Annotated in this window: 18 protein-coding genes and 1 tRNA gene; 9 read left to right on the forward strand and 10 right to left on the reverse strand. The window is 64.9% G+C overall.

Annotated features, from left to right (window positions below; genetic code table 11):
* Window positions 1-47 precede the first annotated feature (47 nt).
* The 9 genes from P4L93_11695 to P4L93_11735 all read left to right on the forward strand — a co-directional run bounded on the left by P4L93_11695 (window position 48) and on the right by P4L93_11735 (window position 9,914).
* Window positions 48-2,009 carry a hypothetical protein gene (locus P4L93_11695; GenBank protein ID MDR3687607.1) on the forward strand — a complete coding sequence of 654 codons (1,962 nt, stop codon included), beginning with the start codon at window positions 48-50 and terminating at the stop codon, window positions 2,007-2,009.
* Window positions 2,010-2,063: 54 nt separating this feature from the next.
* Window positions 2,064-5,678: a hypothetical protein gene (locus P4L93_11700; protein MDR3687608.1), complete on the forward strand. Its 3,615-nt coding sequence runs from the start codon at window positions 2,064-2,066 to the stop codon at window positions 5,676-5,678.
* The gene (locus tag P4L93_11705; GenBank protein ID MDR3687609.1) at window positions 5,675-5,839 is read left to right on the forward strand and encodes a hypothetical protein; all 165 of its coding nucleotides are present in this window, start codon (window positions 5,675-5,677) and stop codon (window positions 5,837-5,839) included. The genes P4L93_11700 and P4L93_11705 overlap by 4 nt, the downstream gene beginning before the upstream one ends.
* Window positions 5,815-6,156 (forward strand): hypothetical protein, encoded by a 342-nt coding sequence (locus P4L93_11710; protein MDR3687610.1) that lies wholly within the window; start codon window positions 5,815-5,817, stop codon window positions 6,154-6,156. Before P4L93_11705 ends, P4L93_11710 begins: the two co-directional genes overlap by 25 nt.
* 25 nt (window positions 6,157-6,181) lie before the next feature.
* Window positions 6,182-6,580 (forward strand): hypothetical protein, encoded by a 399-nt coding sequence (locus tag P4L93_11715; protein ID MDR3687611.1) that lies wholly within the window; start codon window positions 6,182-6,184, stop codon window positions 6,578-6,580.
* Window positions 6,581-6,589: 9 nt separating this feature from the next.
* A complete protein-coding gene (locus P4L93_11720) occupies window positions 6,590-7,555 on the forward strand; it encodes a DUF1906 domain-containing protein (protein ID MDR3687612.1) in 966 nt (321 codons plus the stop codon).
* On the forward strand, window positions 7,552-8,313 hold the full coding sequence (locus tag P4L93_11725; GenBank protein MDR3687613.1) for a hypothetical protein: 762 nt from the start codon (window positions 7,552-7,554) through the stop codon (window positions 8,311-8,313). The genes P4L93_11720 and P4L93_11725 overlap by 4 nt, the downstream gene beginning before the upstream one ends.
* Window positions 8,314-8,322: 9 nt before the next feature.
* The gene (locus P4L93_11730) at window positions 8,323-8,580 is read left to right on the forward strand and encodes a hypothetical protein (GenBank protein ID MDR3687614.1); all 258 of its coding nucleotides are present in this window, start codon (window positions 8,323-8,325) and stop codon (window positions 8,578-8,580) included.
* A 68-nt stretch (window positions 8,581-8,648) separates the two neighbouring features.
* A complete protein-coding gene (locus P4L93_11735) occupies window positions 8,649-9,914 on the forward strand; it encodes a hypothetical protein (protein MDR3687615.1) in 1,266 nt (421 codons plus the stop codon).
* Window positions 9,915-10,323: 409 nt separating this feature from the next.
* Here the strand turns inward: P4L93_11735 and P4L93_11740 are convergent.
* The 10 genes from P4L93_11740 to P4L93_11785 form a co-directional block, all read right to left on the reverse strand.
* Window positions 10,324-10,411: transfer RNA gene (locus P4L93_11740), tRNA-Leu, on the reverse strand.
* Between the two features lie 19 nt (window positions 10,412-10,430).
* Window positions 10,431-11,417: a Ppx/GppA phosphatase family protein gene (locus tag P4L93_11745; protein MDR3687616.1), complete on the reverse strand. Its 987-nt coding sequence runs from the start codon at window positions 11,415-11,417 to the stop codon at window positions 10,431-10,433.
* Window positions 11,418-11,430: 13 nt separating this feature from the next.
* Window positions 11,431-11,973: a DUF501 domain-containing protein gene (locus tag P4L93_11750; GenBank protein ID MDR3687617.1), complete on the reverse strand. Its 543-nt coding sequence runs from the start codon at window positions 11,971-11,973 to the stop codon at window positions 11,431-11,433.
* A complete protein-coding gene (locus P4L93_11755) occupies window positions 11,970-12,521 on the reverse strand; it encodes a septum formation initiator family protein (GenBank protein ID MDR3687618.1) in 552 nt (183 codons plus the stop codon). The genes P4L93_11750 and P4L93_11755 overlap by 4 nt, the downstream gene beginning before the upstream one ends.
* 149 nt (window positions 12,522-12,670) lie before the next feature.
* Window positions 12,671-13,522 (reverse strand): hypothetical protein, encoded by an 852-nt coding sequence (locus P4L93_11760; GenBank protein ID MDR3687619.1) that lies wholly within the window; start codon window positions 13,520-13,522, stop codon window positions 12,671-12,673.
* Between the two features lie 8 nt (window positions 13,523-13,530).
* Window positions 13,531-14,928, reverse strand: a complete 1,398-nt coding sequence (gene pyk / locus P4L93_11765; protein MDR3687620.1) for a pyruvate kinase — start codon at window positions 14,926-14,928, stop codon at window positions 13,531-13,533.
* Window positions 14,929-14,937: 9 nt separating this feature from the next.
* On the reverse strand, window positions 14,938-15,831 hold the full coding sequence (locus tag P4L93_11770; GenBank protein MDR3687621.1) for a class I SAM-dependent methyltransferase: 894 nt from the start codon (window positions 15,829-15,831) through the stop codon (window positions 14,938-14,940).
* 333 nt (window positions 15,832-16,164) lie between these two features.
* Window positions 16,165-17,457, reverse strand: a complete 1,293-nt coding sequence (eno, locus tag P4L93_11775) for a phosphopyruvate hydratase (GenBank protein MDR3687622.1) — start codon at window positions 17,455-17,457, stop codon at window positions 16,165-16,167.
* Entirely contained in the window at window positions 17,458-18,237 is a 780-nt protein-coding gene (gene mazG / locus P4L93_11780) for a nucleoside triphosphate pyrophosphohydrolase (protein ID MDR3687623.1), read from the reverse strand. It abuts the gene before it with no gap.
* Window positions 18,238-18,255: 18 nt separating this feature from the next.
* Window positions 18,256-19,272, reverse strand: coding sequence for a SurA N-terminal domain-containing protein (locus P4L93_11785; GenBank protein ID MDR3687624.1), 1,017 nt, complete (start codon window positions 19,270-19,272; stop codon window positions 18,256-18,258).
* Between the last annotated feature and the right edge of the window lie 11 nt (window positions 19,273-19,283).

A 19,283-nucleotide genomic window follows, 5' to 3' on the forward strand; every position in this document is an offset into this window, starting at 1 on the left:
CACGTTCGCAACACCACCCGCGCAGGCACGAAGTAAGGAGTACGCAGATGGCACTCGGCATCTACACAGACTCGGCCTGCACGCAGTTCGTTGACAGGCTCGATTCGCTGTCCGTGCATTCCAGCGGCATCCTGTGGCAGATAGGCGCCCTCGCGACGCCTATCACGCTCTACGCCAAGGATGACGCGGTGGGCTACCGCACGCCCCAAGCCGTCTCCATCTACTGCGTGGACGCCCACGGCACCGCCGTCTACGACTCCGACATTACGCTATCCTCCGACGGTTCGAGCTATGTGAGCGCCCAGACCGGCGTGAATATCGGCATCGTCACGAACAGTGGCGGGACTGCCTTCTACGTCAAGCAGGGCGGCACCGGCAAGTCGAGCGGTAACACGAGCGTCTATCTGCGCGGCGTGTTCGGCGCGGCATCCATCGCGCTCCCGGCGATCACGGTCGGGCCGTCGGTCTCCCCGAACACCACGGATGCGGTCATCACGGCATCGTTCAACGGTGCTGTGAAGAGCTGCAAGTACATCGTCAAGACCACGAACGTCGCGCCATCCACTGCCGACTGGTCAGCCGCTACGGCGTCATCGGCGCTGTTGGCCGGAAGCGTGGATGCCACGCAGTATCTCTCGACGCCGCCCAGCACGTACACGAACATCACGGCGTCACAGGGTCTCTTCGCGTTCGTTCGGGCATATGACGCGGACGGTCTGTTCGCCACCAGCTCGGGCGTCGGGTTCACCACCAACAGCGCGGGCGCTTCCACCACGTTCTCAGCGCAGCCCACGATGACCTCTCCGACCACGACCGGGTTTACGGTCAACTTCAACGTGAGCAACCCGCTCGGCTACTGGCGCATCAGCTACAACGGCGGGACTACGTGGACGGGATTCACGCCGTCTGGCAGCGGTCCTTACGCCTACGCGGTCACGGGCAAGACTGGCGGCACGGCCTACTCCGTGGTCGTCCAGAACACGCAGAACAGCGACTACTCCGGAACTTCTGCCACGTCCAACTCCGTGAGCATGTCCACGACCCTCGCCGCTCCGACCGTAACCGCCGCGGCAGGCGCCTCGAAGATCACGGACACATGGAGCGCCGTGACCGACGCGGCCAGCTACAACGTCTACTACGGCACCTCGGCGTCTGCCCCGACGAATCCGACGAGTGGGTCAGGTGGCAGCACGCCTACGGTCACCGGCGTCACGAGCCCCTATGACATCACGGGCCTGACGCCGTTCACCGCAGAGCACTCGTGGGTACAGTCGGTCAGCGCCACGGGGTATCTCAGCCCGTGGAGTTCCGACGCCTCGGCCACGCCGTATCTGGTCAACGACTTCTCGGCCGGCCAGTCTCTCGACACCACGAACCTCGCCGCGTACGGAGCGGGAAGTGGCACGTATGCCGTCGCGTCGAACAAGCTGACGCTCGACTCGTCTGCGGGAGCCAGTTCGGGCGCGGTATTGCAGTACAAGGCTCAGGTCGCCAAGGACGTCCATACCTACGAACTCAAGGTCACGCCGCAGACCCTCGCGACGGGTAACTCGATGTGCGCTATCACGCTGGAAGCCAACGCCACCATCCCGACCACTGTGCAGGGTTCGGGGGTTCGTCCTCCGCAGCGCGTGATGATGACGTTCGATAATGTGGCCGGCGTCTACCAGGCCGGGATCCAGTACGTCGGCGGAACCGGATCGACTTACTACCACCACGACCGCTCGACAAACACGATGACATCCACAGGAATGGTACCCGCGACGTTCACGCTCGGCACCACCTACATTGTGCGTCTTGAGACGACTTCGACACAGTTCCGTTTCACCGTTCTCGACGCGAGCGGCAACCCCATCACGACTTGGAACGCAAGCGGCATCATCACGCCATGGATCAACTGGTCGTCCGTTTACAACGACGCGAGCAACACCTACTGGGCGATGGCTGGCGACCCCTACACGGACTACTGGGCGGGCAAGCTGGAAGTCCTCTACGCGAAGCTGGTCTAGCGTGTGCGCCGGTTCCTATTGCTCGCACTTCTGCTGGCGTTGTCGGGAGGTCACATGAGCACGACGGTCGCCTACACGAACGCGACCTACGGCGGGGCGTTGTGGGCAGACACCGGGACGGCCAAGGTAGCCATCTGCCAAGGCGCATGGTCGCGGCTCACGTTCACGGGGACATCGCTCGCGCTCCAGCTCAACAATCCGAGCCGAACCTATCCCACCGAAGTTGAGTGGCAGATAGACGGCGGGGCCATCCAGCGGTCTACCATCAGCAACGGCATGGGGCTCGCCTCGGGCCTGACCTCGGGGACGCATCACGCGCAGATAATCTTGGCGGGCAACTACTTCCAGGACAACCAGTGGAACACCGGCGTCGGCCTGAGCATCACGGGCTACACGGTCGATACCGGGTCAACGGTCTCGGCGTGGCCCTCGCCGAACCCTATCTGGGGACTCGTCCTCGGCGACAGCTTCGACTGTGGAAACCTCGTGCTCGGGTATGGCGGGGCCACATGGACGGCTGGGACGTACTACCCTGTCGGAGCCGTGGTCTACAACGCCGATGATGGCTGGTACTACTCCTGCACCTCCACGAACACCGACGTCGCGTGGAACGCCGCCCACTGGTCACAGACCACCAACGATGCCCAGCCGAACCATCCGTGCTATGGCAGCGGGCGTCTGGCGTTCTCACAGGTTCTCGGTAGCTCTCTCGGCTGCGATGTCATCACCTTCGCCAACGGCGGCGCGGGCATCGGCGAGAGCTACGGCACGACCGGCTGGCCCGAGATGGACACGGCCTTCGGAAATTCGATGGCCGGACAGACCGCTGCATGGCCCTCGACCCCGCCGAGCTTCGTCCTCATGGAACTCGGCAACAACGACACCGGCGAGACCTCTGCCACGAGGCGCACGAAGTATCAGAACCTCGTCACCGCAGTGCGTGCCAAGTGGGCGACGGTGCCCTTCTTCGGCATGGGCTACATCAACGGGAGCGCGGCGTTCTCAGCAGACGTGTCCTACGTCATGGGGAACAACGCCGGCTGTCACTACATCGACGCGAGCGGCTGGACTGACGTTCCTTACGTCAACAGCGGCCATCCCGATACCGCAGGGCAGGCGGCCATCGCCGCACATCTGCAAGCTACGATCACGCCGTACCTCCCAGCCACCTACGCCGACTTCGGCGGACTGGCGATGCAGTTCGTACCTCAGGCGACCTATGCCGACTTCGGCGGCACAGCGACGGGCGTGCCCGTAGTCTCGGGAGAGTATGCCGACTTCGGTGGGCTGGCCGCACAGGCTGGCGCTCTGGTGTCGTTCGCTGACTTCGGTGGCACCGCTCTGGCGGACATCACCCCTACTCCGACGTTGGAGACGCTCCGCTTCTACAAGCGCGGTATCTCCGGGTTCACGGACATCACCTCATCGACCCTCGGCGGGTTCTCCGACCTCACCTTTACCGCCGTCCGCAACGACGCGGGCGGGCTGGCCGGCAGCTTCCAAGCGTCCACCATCGCTCAGTTCCACACATGGGCGAACGAGGCATCCAAGGTCGAATACTGGAACGGCGGGGCACGTCAGGCCGTCTACTATGTGGATAGCTACACGCCGGACTGGAAGAACCTCACGATCAGCATGGCGTGCGTCGGGCCGCTGGTGCTCGGCAAGACGCTGACCTACACGGGCAACCTCGTGGGCGTCACTGCCGCACAGGCGTTCTGCACCCTCTGCAACGCTGTTCCCGACTGGACGTACAACGCCAGCTTCGTGAGCGCGGGCAGCTACGTCGTGGCGAACCTCAGCTACACCGACAAGCCCGTACTCGAAGCGATGCAGGAGATAGCCGACCTCGCGGGAGTCACCTTCTGGATCGACGCGAACATGGCGCTGCACGTCGAGACGGTTCCCGCCACTCCGAACTACACCATCCAGCTCCCCGTGTCCGGCGCGACATCGAACGGCAACGGGCGCAACTGGACTACCACGCACACAGCCAGAGACATCGTGAACCGCCTCATCATGGTCACGAGAGCGGGTACGTACACGTTCGATGACACGGCCTCACACGCGACCTACGGAGTCCGGGCCAAGAAGCTCCAGCTCGCGCAGATCACGAGCTACCATCAGGCGTCAGACTACGCGACGGCGTACTTCCTCGAATACGCTCAACCTCGCCTAGAGGCTACGGCTTCCATCGACCACGACACCACGTGCCGCCCTGGACTGTTCGCAAGCGTTCTCGGCCTGTCTGACGGTCGCACCTATCAACTGGTCGTAGAGCAGACCACATGGGCTCTGGGCGCGCTTTCCGACGAACTGACACTCGGCGCCCAGCCGTTGACGCTGCTTGAGGCGCCCGACGCGCAGTCAATCGCGGCGGTCACGCCCGCACCAAGCATCACAGTCGGCAACATGCCTGCGTTCAACAGCTACTTCCAGCAGGCCGACACGGTGGGCACTCCCAACGCCCCGCAGAACCTCGACGGCGCTCTGGCGTTCAAGACGCTCATCCTGCATTGGGACTTGCCGCCAGAGGCGTTGTGGCGCACGTATGAGATATACGAGGACTACACCGCAGGCTTCACCCCCGATACCACGAGTGGCAACTTCACGAACCGTGTGTACTCTGGCGACCAGACGGTCGTTCCCATCAAGCACGGCGTCGGTGAGGGACCGTTCTTCTACAAGGTGTGCTCCGTCAAGAGCGATGGCGTTACCCGCTCGCCGTTCGTCGTTCCTGCTTCGCAGCCGACTGGTGGCTGGGCGTTCGTGGCCGTCCCTGACGGCGAACTGGCGAACATCAGCGCGAACAAGATAACGGCCGGCACCATCGTCTCGGGCGTCTCAATCTCGGCGGCTGGGCTCTTCGGCACGCTGGACGCATCGCAGATCACAGTCACGAACCTCGACGCGGGTTCTCTGGTGTCGGGCACCATCATGGGCCTGAACATCACGGGCTCGACAATCCGCACCGCATCCAGCGGCGCGGTGGTCGAACTTGGCCCCGGCGTCAATGGCGGCACAGGCGTCATCAATATCAAGTCCGGTTCCAGCCTCGACGTGACCCCCGCCCAAATCACCAGCTACGAGTACGGGAGTGGCAACGCACGCCAGATATACACCTCGATAATCAGTGGATGCGACCTCAAGGCTGGCGGCTCGGGAACTCAGACATGGGGAAGCGCAGGGATTCGCCTCGCAAGCGCGGATAGGTCAAATGCCGACCCTGCCGCAATCCTGCTCGACCTCCCTGGGGCCAACGGTGCCACCATAGATTCCCCCGGCGGGAACACCCGCCTCGGTCTGGGTTCGCATGGTTATCTCAAAGCCCCTTCCGATGGCGGAGATTGGCAGTTCCGCGACGCCTCGGATAGCGGTTACAAGACCGTCCGCGCGTTGGCGTTTTCTCCCATGTCGGCACGCAAGCTCAAGACGGCCATCACGGTACATAAGGGCGCGCTCTCGCAGGTGCTCGCTGCTAAGCCTCATCAGTACCGCTTCAAGGCCGACCCGAAGGATGCCCCGAAGCGCCTCGGCATCATCTCCGACGAGCTGCCCGCAATCCTCGTCAACGAGGAGGGCGGCTATGACCTCGGCGGCGCTGTCGCGCTCGCATTCGGCGGCATTCAGGAACTCGCCGCACGCATCGAAGCATTGGAGGCCAAGTGAACGACACCATCAACCTTGCCAAGCTGCGGGAGCGCATCGGCGGTGCGCTGTTCGACGCGCACCTCGAGGCCGTGATGCTTCAGGAACAGATTGACGCTCTGAGCAAGCAGGTGGAGATGCTGACGAAGGAGACTCCATGCGAGCCTTCAACGAGCGGCTAGGCGCGGCAATCACGAACGCGGTCGGCACGATGTGGGCGGCGTACCTGTTCGCGGGTATCGCGCTCGTGTCGCTGCCGGCCGCGCTTGCGAGCGGTCAGCTTCTCGTCATCGTGGCGTGGCTCGCGCAGACGTTCCTACAGCTCGTGCTGCTGTCGGTAATCATGTACGGCCAACGGCTGCAAGGCGAGGCCTCCGAAGCGCACCGCGAAGAACTCGACGCACGCGAAGAGGCACGGCACCAAGCGCAGATGGAACACCTCACAAGCCTCGTGGAGAACCTTTGCGAGACCGAAGGCTCCAAGCCCGTCCCGTGGTAATCGAATCGACCGACTAGGAGTCGCCGTGACCGCACCAGTGCCCGACAACTTCCTGCATACCGCGTACTACATCTTCGAGGTCATCGGGGGATTCATCGCCTTCGCTTTCATCGTGACGTTCGGCCTGCTGGTCAAGAAGTACTCCGTGTTCAAGTTCCAGAACGACGCGATCGAGAACCTGCAAAAGGCCTTCGAGACCGAGAAGCTGTGCCGCGAGCAGCTTGCGGAGAAGGTGCACGAGCAGGAAGTCATCATCGCCGAGCTCCGTGGTGTGGTGCGTGGCAAGGACCATGCGCTCGAGGACGCCTTTCGGGCGGCCGTGAACTCAGGCGGCTGCGACGACGCGTTCGTCTGCAAGATGCGCAAGGTGCCCGGCGAGCACATCCTGAGCGCCTCGTCAACGCTATCGCCCAACGGAGAGTAGGGAGTCACCATGAAACGCATCATCCTCGCGCTGGCCCTCGTGGCCGCGCTGACCGGCTGCGCGCCGAAGGCGGCTCCTGTCGCTCCGGTCGTGCATCCGCAGGCCGTCACGACCGCGACTGTGCTCTACGGTGCCACGAACGGCCTCGCTACGGGTCACTGGCTCACGCAGGCATGGTCGGGCGGCAAGGTGCCCGCGAACACGAACCTGTATCAGCTCAACAGCTTCGGCACGAACATCGCTGCGGCTCAGCGTAGGTATCCGGGCAAGCCGATCGTGCTCGACCATACCTCGCCGGTAGACCCGCTGTGGCTTCACTCCCACGGCTACGGCATCATCCGCTACATCGCCACCTCGCCGTGGAAGTGCATGACGTTCACCGAGCTTCGCGGATACGTGAAGGCTGGAGTCCCGGTCGGAGTCGTCTATGAGTCCACCGCCGCTCGTGCCTTGTCTGGGCGCTCTGCTGGCGTCTCAGACGCGAAGACCGCTCAGGCGTGGCTGGCGCAGGCTGGATACCCCAAGGGCTTCTGCTGGGTCGCTGTGGACACCGATACGTCGGCTGCCTCGGTGCGACCGTACTTCGAGGGCTGGGACTCGGTTATCGGCGCGGCTCGCATCGGCGTATATGGAGGGGCCAGAGTCACCGGGCTCACGGCAGGCAAGGCTCCGCACGGGTTCGATGTCAACGTCGTGCTCAGGCAGCCGTGGTATCCGCTCAATGGTGCCCAACCGGCACCGAAACCGTCTCCCGCACCGATCGTAGTTCGGCCTGCCAACTATCACACGCGCGCTGTGATGCGCCACACGGCTGGACTCTACGCCGACGCCCATCTGACGCACCGCATCGGCTGGGCGCGCTCTGGCGGCGTCGTGAGCGTCCTGAACGTGAACAGCGTCCGCACCGTCGCTCACGTGGCTTGGGGCGGCCATGACGGCTTCATCCGCTACAACGCTATGAGGTGGTTGCCGTGAAGCTAGGCCGCAACCCGTCTCCCGAGCTCGCGAGCTTCAAGCTCGACACGTTCGTCGACGTGGAGCGCGTGGCTTTCGCGATCGCGCAGCTTCCCACGCCGCCCAAACAGTTCGGCCACGAGGTAGGCGTGCCCTTCATCATGGGCGGCAACGACACCGTGGGCGACTGCGTGCTGGCCGGGGCCGTCAATGAGGGCATCCTCGACTGCCACGCCACGGGCAAGCCTGCCGCGTTCAAGGACTCAGACGCCATCCGCGCCTACTCCGACATCACCGGCTACGATCCCGCCGATCCCAACACCGACCGGGGCACCGACATGGTTGCCGCGGCGAAGTACCGCCAGAAGCATGGCATCGTGGACTCGGCCGGAAACGTCCACCGCATCGGCGCCTATCTCGATGTGCCGATCGACGTGAGCAAGCTCGAGGTCGCCATGTACCTGTTCGGCGCGGCCGGACTGGGCATCACCGTCACAGATCGCACGATGAAGCAGTTCGACCAGGGGCTCTACTGGTCCATGACCGGGCAGAAGGGCTCGCCGTCCGATGGCGGGCACTACATTCCCGGCGTCGCCCGCAGGGGTAGCCACACGAACATCGTGAGCTGGGCCAAGCTCGTGCGCATGACGGATGGTTTCCTCAAGACGTTCTGCGACGAGATCCTCGCGTACGTCCCGCTGGACTACCTGGACAGCGGCGGCCACACGCCTGAGGGATTCGACGTGACCGCACTCAATTCCGCGCTGGCGAAACTCTAGGGAGGCCCCATGCGTTGTATCACGTCCAAGCAGTTCTGGAACAATGCCGTAGTCCAGGCCATCATCGTCGGCGTCATCGCCCCCGTGCTGGTCTACGTCCTGCACGCGCTCGCCGCGATGTGGGCAGGCGGCACGTTCCACGGTGACTACATGACCATCCTCGCGAGTGCGTCATCCATGCTCGCGCTGCTCGCCGCGCAGGTGCTGTCGCGCTACTTCCCGGTGGGGGGAAAGGCTGACCCCAACAGCGGGAGCTTCCTCAGCTAACCCTTCCGGACTAGTAACGCTGCGCGTTACGTGCGCTTTCGCCTTGTCCCCGAGAGTCGGGAGACTGAATGCCGAAGGTCTCGTACTACCTTACGGAGGCGTTCTGCCGCGAGCACGGGCACAAGGGCGGCACCATCCTCTCGCGTGAGTTCCCCGAGGTCGGTATCCCCGGCTGGCAAGGGCGCCGGCTCAAGATGCAGAAGGCATGGCCTAGCCTCGTGCCGACACTCGATCGCGCTGGCAACCCTTGCGTCACCGATGCACCAGAATCGGTACCCGGCGAGCACAGTCGTGACGGCAGGACGCCAGACACGTTCGAGAACGTGGACGAGCGCCGCGACGATGGAAGCCGCACGCGTACTCGGCTCCTGCGCCTTACCGCCGACGATCTCGACAGCGACGAATCGTTGCTACGCGCCCACGGGTTCAATCCCGAGAACTGGACGCTAGACAGGGTTGTGAACAAAGCGTGGAACATGGCGTCGAAGAACGCCGAGGGCACCGGCCACGACATCTCCGAGTTGTACGCGTCGACCGTCTGGGTCAGCCCCAAGGAGATCGTACTGACCGTCGAGGACTTGGCCGGCGCATTGGCGAACGTCAAGCCAATTCGTCTCAAGCAGCCCAAGGACGGCCAGCTGCTCCTCGAGTTGGGTATCGTTGACGCGCATTTCGGAAACTCGACACTCGCGTGGTACCGGGACTCACTCGCGCGCATCATCGGCAAGATCAGAAGCCGCACATGGGCGCGCATCGTCATCCCCGTGGGCTCTGACTTCTTCCACGTCGACAACTTCAAGAACACCACAAGCAACGGCACACAGCAATCGTCCGTGGACTGGACACAAGCCTCAAGTGATGGCACGACGTTCATCTGCGCAATCATCGAGGCGGCTTTGGAGTCGGCGGCTGAGGTGTTCGTCTACTACGAGATCGGCAATCACGACGAGTCCATGACGTGGATGTTCTGCCAGGGGCTCGCATGGAAGTACCCGCAAGCAGTGTTCGACCTCACCATCTGCGAGCGCAAGGTGCATAGGTTCGGCGATGTCGCCATCGGCATCACGCACGGCGACTCGCGCAACCGCAAGGACTTGGATCGCGTGTTCTCCTCTGAGTTCCCTAACTTCGCAAGCGCCAAGGTGAGGGAAGTCCACGCGGCCCACTACCACCATGAGATCAGCGTCGACCAGTTCGGCGTCGTCACCCGCTGTCTGTCCACCGCCGCCAGAACCGACAAGTGGCACCGCGAAGAGGGATTCGTGGGAGCGATGAAGCGGTTCATGCTGTTCACGTTCGACCCCGGCGCGCTGGTCAGCATCGACTACGTGTGAGGTGAGTCATGGCAGCCTGTCACACATGGTGCCCGCTGTGGCGCCCGATACTCACCGAGACGGGCCGTTGCGCCGCTGACCGCCCGGATGCCTTCGAGCGTGTCACCGGAGTCTCTGAGTGCTCACTGAGCGACGAGACGCTGGCGATGCTGCCTACCACACACCCGAGCGATACCACCGCGAATCGTCGTGGCTTTAGCTGCTAATCCCGCAATCGCATTAGAGAAAGAAGCCGCTAATGACCGACCCCAACCTTCCCCCGTGGGACTGCGGTTGAGACTAGTAACGCGCCGCGTGACGGCGTTGGAATCACAGTCTGTGACCGCAAGATGGCACCAACTGGCACACACGGGCGCTCTCACTCTTCGGGGTGGGAGCGCCTTTTCTGCGTTCCGTCGCAGGTCAGATATGGTAGCGGCGGTGGGAGTCGAACCCACAATGGGCTTTCGCCCGACGGATTTTAAGTCCGCTTCCTATGCCAATTCGGATACGCCGCCCCGTCCATGCGCTCGCACGCTACTCGGCGGGTATCTGCCCGTCGGTCGCGCCGCCCTGCAGCACCTTGAAGGTGTCAAGCAGAATCCCATACAGGATGTCGTGCTCGCTGACGAGTGTCGAGTCCAGGCCTGCAAGCGCGACGACCGTCTCGAGAATGAGCGCGCCGGCCACGATCACGGGCGCACGTCCCGGGTCGAGTCCGACCACGTGCGTGCGCTCCTCGGTGGTCATCGCGGCGAGCATCTCGGTAAGGTCGGCCAACTCCGAGCCGGTCAGGCAGCTGCAGTGGATGAGCGAGGGGTCGTAGATCGCCATCTCCTGGCGGATCGCCGAGAGACTCGTGGCGGTACCGGCGACAGCAACCATCAGCGTGGGGCGCTCGCGCAGGCCGTCGAAGTATGGCCGCAGCTGCGCGGTGGCCCACTCGCGAGCGTCGGAGAGCTCTTGGGCGGTCGGCGGATCAGAGAGCAAGAAGCGCTCGGTGACGCGCTTGCTCCCCACGTCGATCGAGCGAGCCTTAACGATCTCGGCGGTCCGGACGCCGTCCTCGGCGATGAGGTCTCCCAGCACCAGTTCGGTCGAACCGCCGCCGAGGTCGACGACGAGCACGCCCTCGCCCGGCTCCATGTCGCTGGTCGCACCGGCGAACGACAGACGTGCCTCGCGCTCGCCCGGGATGATCGTGGGAACGATTCCGTGTTCGGCGAGCAGCGCGAGGAAGTCGGCGGCGTTCTCGGCGTCTCGCGAAGCGCTCGTGGCCAACGCGGTGATGCGCTCCACCCCACCGAGCTCAGCGATTGTGGTGCCGTAGCGCGCAAGGACCGCCGCAACGCGTCCCATCGCGGCGTCGGACAGGCGTCCTGTCGCGCCTAGACCCTCGCCGAGGTGTGTGATGTCGGTGCTGCGAGCGACCTCGGTCACACCGGCCGCCGAGACGTCGGCCACGAGCAGCCGCGTGGTCACGGTGCCGATGTCGATGGCCGCAAGCCGTCTGGACTGTGACACGGAAAGCCTCCTGTTACCTGCGCTGCAGCAGGCTGGTTGGTTGCAAGGACGTGCAGCGCCCGTCGGGGCAACTGTGGGGTATCTTCCCGAGCTCGGCCGCGCCGATAGGATCATCGATGCCGATGAGCACGAGCGCCACGTGCGCGTGCAAGCACTTCACGCCGAGGGGATCTCGCTGACCCGCCAGTCCCACACTCTCGCACGCGTCGACGCCGCCTGACTCGGCTACGCGCGCCGCGCGTAGCGCGCCGTCGGCAGCACGCAAGCTCTCGGCAAGCGCAGGGTCGGCAGCCGCGCGCGTCGCCCAGACGGCGGTCGCACCCGCGGACTCCTCGGCAGCGAGCGCCTCGGACAGATGCGGGCAGGTCAGCCAGGCGAACGTGGGGAACGGCGTCCCGTCGGCGAGAAGTGACGGCGAGACGATCACTGTCGGGAAGCCGTGCGCGCACCGCGCGGCGACTCGCCACGGCTCGCGAGGAACTCGGCCACCGAGCTGCTCGGCGACAAGAAGTGCCTCGCGGGATGGAGGCTGCGCAGCACCGGGGTCGTCACTCACTGCGTGTTGAAGACGGAGTCGAGGAAGGCCGTCCATGGCCCGCTCGGCGCTACCGTGGTCTCGCCGCTGCGTTCGAGCTCGGGCACGGCGCCCTCTGTCGGCAGCGCGCTGGGCTTCGCGGTGCCGTCGAGAACCACGACGACATGCTCGCCCGCCTTGACCATACCGAGCTGTGAGCGGGCGTAGTCCTCCACACCTTCTGGCGTCTTGAGGCGGGCGACCTCGGTGGAGAGGCGCTCGTTGCGCGACGTGAGCGAGTTGTACTCGGACTGCAGGCGTGCGCGCTCGCGCGTCTCACGGTACTGAACGCGTGCGACGGGATAGAAGCTAACGACGAAGATCGCAACGGCGCCGATCACGAAGATCGGCAGCAGCCACCAGCGGAACCACGATGCATCGCGCTTGGGGCGCGACGGGCTCTCGGCGCGCGCGGCCGACGGCTTGCTCTTGGCGGGAGTGCGTGCAGACGACGCAGCGCTGACACCCCGACGGACGGGCGTCTTGCGTGCGGCCGCTGAAGCCCCTAGCTGCGTGTTCCTCGGTGTCATACCCTCAGAGTCCTGTGTGCAGGCCAGCGATTGAGAACGCCCTTGTGAGCCCCCTCTGGCAGCGATGGTAGCACAGGAAACGCCCGCGTGTCGCCTAGACGTCAGGTTGAGGGTGAAGGATACGAACGCGTGTTCGGGGTCGGCAGACGCTACCTGAGAGGCACTTTGTCGATGGCCGCCGTCTGCCCGGTGGAGTCCATCCAGATGACGGTCAGACTGCCTACGCCACTCAGCTTGGCATCTGCAATCGCGGTAGCGAGTTTGCCCTCGGTCGCGCCACGCTCAACCGACGTAGCTGAAGCCGGGTCGGTGTACGTGAGGTAGACGGCGTAGCCGTCGGTGCCGTTGACCACGACCCGAGTGACCGAGACCTTCTTGTCGGGGAAGAGTGCGGCGATCTTGTTGCGGGAGACCGACTCCACGGTGACCGGCGGGTGCGTCATGCCGGCCGTGCCTACCTTGTAGCCATTGTGGCAACGCTGACAGAACTGGGGCGCGTGGCATCCCCAACACCCCTGGTCATTGACCCGCTTCACGAGCGGCCCGTGAACGAAGAACCACGGACCGATCGTCTTGCCCATGTACTTGCGAGGCGCGAGCGGGCCCGTTCCGATGTAGAGGTTGTCTCCATGCAACAGCGAACCTGCAGCAGGGCTCGTGGTCGTGACGACAGGATCACCGAGGTCGCTGGGAACGGTCTCGCCGTACACGTCCTTGGCCCACACCCCGTGGTAGTTGTCGGTGAAGATGCGCGCGCCCGAACCCACCGACGTGAACCGTTCCGCGGCGATACGCAGATTCAGGCCGATGACGTCAGGCATCGTCGTGGCGTTTGAGCCCAGCATCGGCCCCACGGGAGCGGTAGGCACTGCAGCCGCCGTCGCCGTCGTCAGAGTGGACGTTGCCTCCGAGGTTGTGGTCGAGGCCGTCGACGAACAGCCCGCAGCAAGCAGCAACGCAACTGCCGCGGCGGCCATGCCCAGCGTCCGGAGCGTCCGCATGTGTCTCGCTACACCTCTCTGACCAAGATGAAGTCGGTTCCGCCGGGTGCGTTGGCGGCTCGGCCTGCCGTGAGCGCTATCTTCTCACCACTCCGGGCAACTCCGTTAGCCTTCATCGCCTCGCACACCTCGTCGAGGAGCGTGTCGTTGTCCTCGGCAAAAGGTACCACCACCGAGCGCACACCCCATACGATCCCAAGTTGCCGAGCAGTCTGGAGCTGCGTCGTCGCCGCAGCGATGGGTGCGTCGGGGCGGTGCTTGGCCACGGCCCGAGCGGTCGCGCCCGACTGTGTGATCGGCACGATCGCGGTCAGACGCAGGTCGGAAGCCAAGTCGCACACCGCCGCACTCACGGCCTCCTGGACGCTCTGGGTCTGACCGTCCGAGCGGTCCCAGCCACCGCCGGCCACGGCATCCTCGGCAGCACTGGCGATGCGCGCCATAGTCTCGACGGCCTCCAGCGGGTACTCCCCCACCGCCGTCTCGCCCGACAACATCACGGCGTCGGCGCGGTCGAAGATCGCGTTGGCGACGTCGCTTGCCTCGGCGCGCGTGGGACGAGGCGCGGTGGTCATCGAGTCGAGCATCTGCGTGGCGACCACGACCGGCTTTCCGGCTTTGCGGGCCTCGGCGATGATGCGGCGCTGCAGGACGGGTACCGCCTCCGGCGATGTCTCGACGCCCAGGTCGCCTCGAGCGACCATGACGGCATCGGCGACGGCGAGCACGGCGCACAGGTCCTCGACCGCCTCGAACTTCTCGATCTTGGCGACGATGGGAACGTTGCTGGGGCCGAGTAGCTCGCGAAGGGCTGTCACGTCGGCGGCGCTTCGCACGAACGACTGCCCGACAAAGTCGACGTCGGCGTGACGCACCCAGTCGACGATCTCTCGGTCGTAGTCGGTGATCGAATCGACGCCCAGCGTGACACCCGGCGCGTTGACTCCCTTGTTCGAGAGCAGCGGTCCGCCCACTTCGACGCGCGTGAGCACGTCTCGGCCGGAAATGCCGGTGATGGCGAGCTCGAGCCGGCCGTCGTCGAGGAGCAGGCGGTCGCCCGGGTGCACGTCATCGGCCAAGCCGTTGTACGTGATGCAGGCATGCTTGGTGTCGCCCACGCACTCCTCGCCTTCAAGCGTGAAGGACTGGCCGCGCTCCAAGACCGTCCCCGGCGAAACGTCGCCGACGCGGATCTTGGGGCCGGGCAGGTCGACGAGCACGCCGACGTGACGGCCGATGCGCTGCTCGGCGGCTCGGACGGCGGCAAGGCGCTTTGCGAGTGCCTCTGGGCCGGAGTGCGCGGCGTTGAGCCGCACGACGTCGACGCCGGCGAACAGGACGGCTTCGAGTGTCTCGGGGTTGTCGGTGGACGGTCCCACAGTTGCGATGATCTTTGTGCGCCGCATGGCGGTCTCCTAGTCGATCGCTTTGGGCAAGCGGACGATCTGGATTCCCTCATCGGTGCGGCGCACTGTCACCTCTTCACGACCGAGGCGATGAACAGCAGTGCGCAGATTACCGTAGAGGCGTTCCAGACCCTTTTCGTCGGTGCGGATGAGCAAGGCTCGCTCACCGGCTGTCAGGAAGTAGCGTACGAGCCGCGTGGCTGCACCACGTGGCGCGGGAAATGGCACGTCGATCGAGCGACTCTCAAACTCCCAGACGTCTTCCGGGTCGATCTGCTCGCACCAGCTCGCCACGTCGGCGGTCAGGATGACGGCGCGCCGGCGCGCCTCCGGGTCATCGCAGGTCTCGCCCACAAGGCGCAGGCGCACGTCGAAGCCTTGCAGCGACGCGGCGCGAGCAAGGTAGGCCCAATCGAGCGATCCCTCGTCCTCGAGCAGCATGATCACGCGATCGCGCACGTGGTCGGCGAGCGCCGTGAGCAGGTGCAGCAGCCCCAGGCCGCGGCGCGGTGTGAACGTGACCACCGCGACGTCGAAGATCGCCTCGGCGGGCAGGTCTTCCACCATGCCTTGCGACGTTCCGAGTCGCGAGTCCTCGGCCACATCACTCGCGAGCAAGCGACGCAGCATGCCGGGCGACGGCTCGAGCGCCGTCAGGCGCCGAGCATGTCCGAGCAGGGGGCGTGTGAGCAGGCCTGTTGCGGCGCCCACCTCGAGGATGTCGATGTCCGAGGGAACCTCCTCGAGCAGCGCGACAACCAGCTCCGGAAAGATGCGTTCCTGTCCGAAGTCGTAGTCGTACTGGTTTGCGAGGCGCTCTCGGCGAGCCAACGCGCTTTCGATCGGCACGCCGAACCGCGGCGGCACCACCGGAGCGGCTGCTGTTCGGATGCGGTCTGTCATGGCGCGGTGCGCTCCAGGCGTTTGGGGACGAGGCGGCCGGCACCGCCACGGGGCTTTCGTGCAGCGGGCCTATCAGTGCATACCCGACTCTAGCGAGTATGGCCGAGACCCGCACGTACCGGCACCCCACGCCCGCGAGTGGTGCGGGTTTCTCGGCGAGACGCCGCAGGCAGGACGCGGGCGGGCGGCGGTGCGGCGGGCGCAGGCGGGCAGGCGTGTGCATCGAGGCATCCGGGCACGCGCCGCGCGCGATCGTCGGGTCCGCACGCACGTGGTCCCGGCGCCGCGAACGGGGCCGGGACCACGGGGCCGTGCGGTTTCGAGCGGCAGCGACTAGCCGCGCAGGTTGTAGAAGGCCGCCATACCCAGGTACTCGCTGGAGTCGGCGAGCTCCTCTTCGATTCTCAGCAGTTGGTTGTACTTGGCGACGCGGTCGGAGCGGGCCGGCGCACCGGTCTTGATCTGACCTGCGTTCACCGCCACCGCGAGGTCGGCGATGGTGGTGTCCTCGGTCTCGCCGCTTCGGTGGCTGATAACGCACGTGTAGCCGGCCTGCTTGGCCATCTCGATGGTCTCGAGCGTCTCGGTCAGCGAGCCGATCTGGTTGAGCTTGATCAGGATCGAGTTGGCTACGCCGAGCTCGATGCCCTTCCTGAGGCGCTCGGTGTTGGTGACGAACAGGTCGTCGCCCACCAGCTGCAGCTTGCTTCCCAGGCGATCGGTCAGGAGCTTCCAGCCGTCCCAGTCGTCCTCGGACATGCCGTCCTCGAGGCTGATGATCGGATAGCGGTTGGCGAGGTCCTCCCAGAAGTCGACCATCTGCTCGCTGGTCAGCTCGCGTCCCTCGCCCTTGAGCATGTAGACACCGCGCGCAGCGTCGTAGAACTCGGTCGATGCCGGGTCAAGCGCGATGCGAACCTGCTCGCCGGGAGTGTAGCCAGCGGCTTTGATCGCCTCGACGATGATCGCAAGCGCGGCCTCGTTGCTCTCAAGGTTGGGTGCGAAGCCACCTTCGTCGCCCACGGCGGTGCCGAGCTTGCGCTCCTGCAGGACCTTCTTCAGCGTGTGGTAGATCTCGGCGCACCAGCGCAGGCCCTCGGCGAAGGTGGAGGCTCCCACCGGCATGACCATGAACTCCTGCAGGTCGACGTTGTTGTCGGCGTGCACGCCCCCGTTGAGGATGTTCATCATCGGCACCGGCAGAACGTGCGCGTTGGCGCCGCCGATGTAGCTGTAGAGCGTTAGCTCGGTCGACTCGCTTGCGGCGCGAGCCACGGCCAGCGAAACGCCCAGGACAGCGTTGGCGCCGAGCTTGCCTTTGTTGGCGGTGCCGTCTAAAGCGAGCAGCTCGGCGTCGATCGAGCGCTGGTCGCTCGCGTCCATGCCCACGAGCTCCTCGGCGATGATGTCGTTGACGTTGTCGACGGCGCCCTGCACGCCCTTGCCCAGATAGCGGGCCGAGTCGACGTCGCGCAACTCTACGGCCTCGAAGGCGCCCGTGGAGGCGCCGCTCGGCACTGCCGCGCGGCCGAAGCTGCCGTCGTCGAGAACGACCTCGACTTCCACGGTCGGGTTGCCGCGCGAGTCCAAGATCTCGCGGGCGTAGATGTCGGTGATGATGCTCATCTAGGCATGCCCCTTCTCTATCCGCTTTGCCCTCTGCCACAGCGCTTCTTGCGCCTCGAGCCCCAGCTCGTCGAGCTTGGTGCCCCCCTCGGCAGCGGCCTTCTCCATCGCCGACCAACGTCCCCGGAACTTGTCGCACGTTCCGCGAAGCGCCGTCTCGGCATCGATGCCTTGTTTGCGAGCCAGATTCACGATCGAGAACAGCAGATCGCCGATCTCGTCTTGCGCGCCGGGACTGCCGGGCTCTTCGGCCTTGAGTTCGTCGATCTCCTCGTGCACCTTGGCCCATACCCCTTCGAGGCTATCCCACTCAAACCCTGCCGAGACGGCCTTGCGCGATATGGTCTGCGCGAGCATCAGTGCGGGCAGCGCGTGGGGCACGGTGTCGAGCAGACCCTGCTGCTTCTCGGCGCGCTCGACGCTCTTGATCTGGTCCCAGGTGCGGGTAACAGCCGCAGCATCCTCGGCAGCAGCGTCACCGAACACGTGCGGGTGGCGGCGCACAATCTTGGCGTGAATGGCGGCGACAACGTCGTCGATGGTGAACTCGCCTGCGTCGGCGGCGATCTGCGACTGCAGGACCACCTGCAACAAAACGTCGCCGAGCTCCTCTCGGATATCGGCGACGTCGTGAGTCTCTATGGCGTGGACGGCCTCGTAGGCCTCTTCCACCATGTTCTTGGCGATCGAGTCGTGCGTCTGCTCGCGATCCCAAGGGCAACCCCCCGGGCCGCGAAGGACCGCAATGAGATCGACGAACTCGTCGAACCCGTGGCTCACGATCCCCCTACCCCGCCGCTAGTTGGTTGTAGTCGACGGGGCGGTGCCTGAAGCCGAGGTGCTGCCACCCTTGGCGGCGTTGGGCTTGAGGTCGGCCTCGACGTATTCGATCTTCGCGTTCTTGCGCAGGTCGTTGAGGAACTGCTGGTAAGCGTCGCTGCGACGTTGCTGCACGATGATCTGCTGGATCTGCGACTTCACGTCCGCCAGCGGCTGCTGGGTACCGGAGCGAACGTCGGTGACCAGAATGATGTGCCAGCCGTACGGTGACTGCACGAGGCCCGACATCTGGCCCTTGTTCAGCTTGTCGAGAGCCGCCTGGAACTCGGGCACGTAGGCCGTCGTCGGCCATCCGAGGTCGCCGCCCTTGGAAGCGGTAGCGGTGTCGATCGAGTACTTGCGGGCAGCATCCGGAAGCGTGATCGTTCCGGCTTGGATCTCCTTGAGCACCTTGGCCGCCAGCGCCTTGTCCTCCGGCTTGAAGAGGATGTGGCTGGCGCGCTTCGCCGGCTTCTGGAAGAACTGCGACTTGTTCTTGTCGTAGTAAGCCTGGATATCGGACTGGCTGACCGTCTGATTGGCGGACAGCGTCTCGACAAGCTTCTGCGTCACAAGCTGGTTGCGAATCTGGGACTTGAGCTGGTCCAGGGTCATGCCAGCGCTCTTGAGCGCCGAGTCAAACTGCGTGGAGTCCTTGAAACCGCTCTTGAGCTGGTCGATCTGCTTCTGGACGTCGGCGTCGGAGACGTCGATGCCTTTGCTCTTCGCGGCCTGCTCGATGAGGTCCTGGTTGATCAGGTTCTCCAACAGCCTCTGCTTGAAGTCGAGAAGTCGACCCTGCGCGTCAGTCCCCGTGAACATCTGCGGATACTGCTTCTTGAGCTGGTCGAGTTGTGCATTGAGGTCCGAGACCTTGATCACCTGGCCGTTGACCTTCGCCGCGACGTCCTTGTTGCTGCAGCCGGTCAGTGCCACGACACCCAATAGCATGACGGCGCAGAGAGCGACGGCAAGCGCAAAACGCATCGGCTTCATCGTTCGAATCC

The sequence above is a fragment of the Coriobacteriia bacterium genome (assembly GCA_031292615.1).
GTDB lineage: Bacteria > Actinomycetota > Coriobacteriia > Anaerosomatales > JAAXUF01 > JARLGT01.

Coding starts and splice junctions, on each gene's coding strand:
- P4L93_11695 (MDR3687607.1), top strand. CDS start 48: ATGGCACTCGGCATCTACACAGACTCGGCCTGCACGCAGTTCGTTGAC.
- P4L93_11700 (MDR3687608.1), top strand. CDS start 2,064: ATGAGCACGACGGTCGCCTACACGAACGCGACCTACGGCGGGGCGTTG.
- P4L93_11710 (MDR3687610.1), top strand. CDS start 5,815: ATGCGAGCCTTCAACGAGCGGCTAGGCGCGGCAATCACGAACGCGGTC.
- P4L93_11720 (MDR3687612.1), top strand. CDS start 6,590: ATGAAACGCATCATCCTCGCGCTGGCCCTCGTGGCCGCGCTGACCGGC.
- P4L93_11730 (MDR3687614.1), top strand. CDS start 8,323: ATGCGTTGTATCACGTCCAAGCAGTTCTGGAACAATGCCGTAGTCCAG.
- P4L93_11735 (MDR3687615.1), top strand. CDS start 8,649: ATGCCGAAGGTCTCGTACTACCTTACGGAGGCGTTCTGCCGCGAGCAC.
- P4L93_11755 (MDR3687618.1), bottom strand. CDS start 12,521: ATGACACCGAGGAACACGCAGCTAGGGGCTTCAGCGGCCGCACGCAAG.
- P4L93_11760 (MDR3687619.1), bottom strand. CDS start 13,522: ATGCGGACGCTCCGGACGCTGGGCATGGCCGCCGCGGCAGTTGCGTTG.
- pyk (MDR3687620.1), bottom strand. CDS start 14,928: ATGCGGCGCACAAAGATCATCGCAACTGTGGGACCGTCCACCGACAAC.
- P4L93_11770 (MDR3687621.1), bottom strand. CDS start 15,831: ATGACAGACCGCATCCGAACAGCAGCCGCTCCGGTGGTGCCGCCGCGG.
- eno (MDR3687622.1), bottom strand. CDS start 17,457: ATGAGCATCATCACCGACATCTACGCCCGCGAGATCTTGGACTCGCGC.
- P4L93_11785 (MDR3687624.1), bottom strand. CDS start 19,272: ATGAAGCCGATGCGTTTTGCGCTTGCCGTCGCTCTCTGCGCCGTCATG.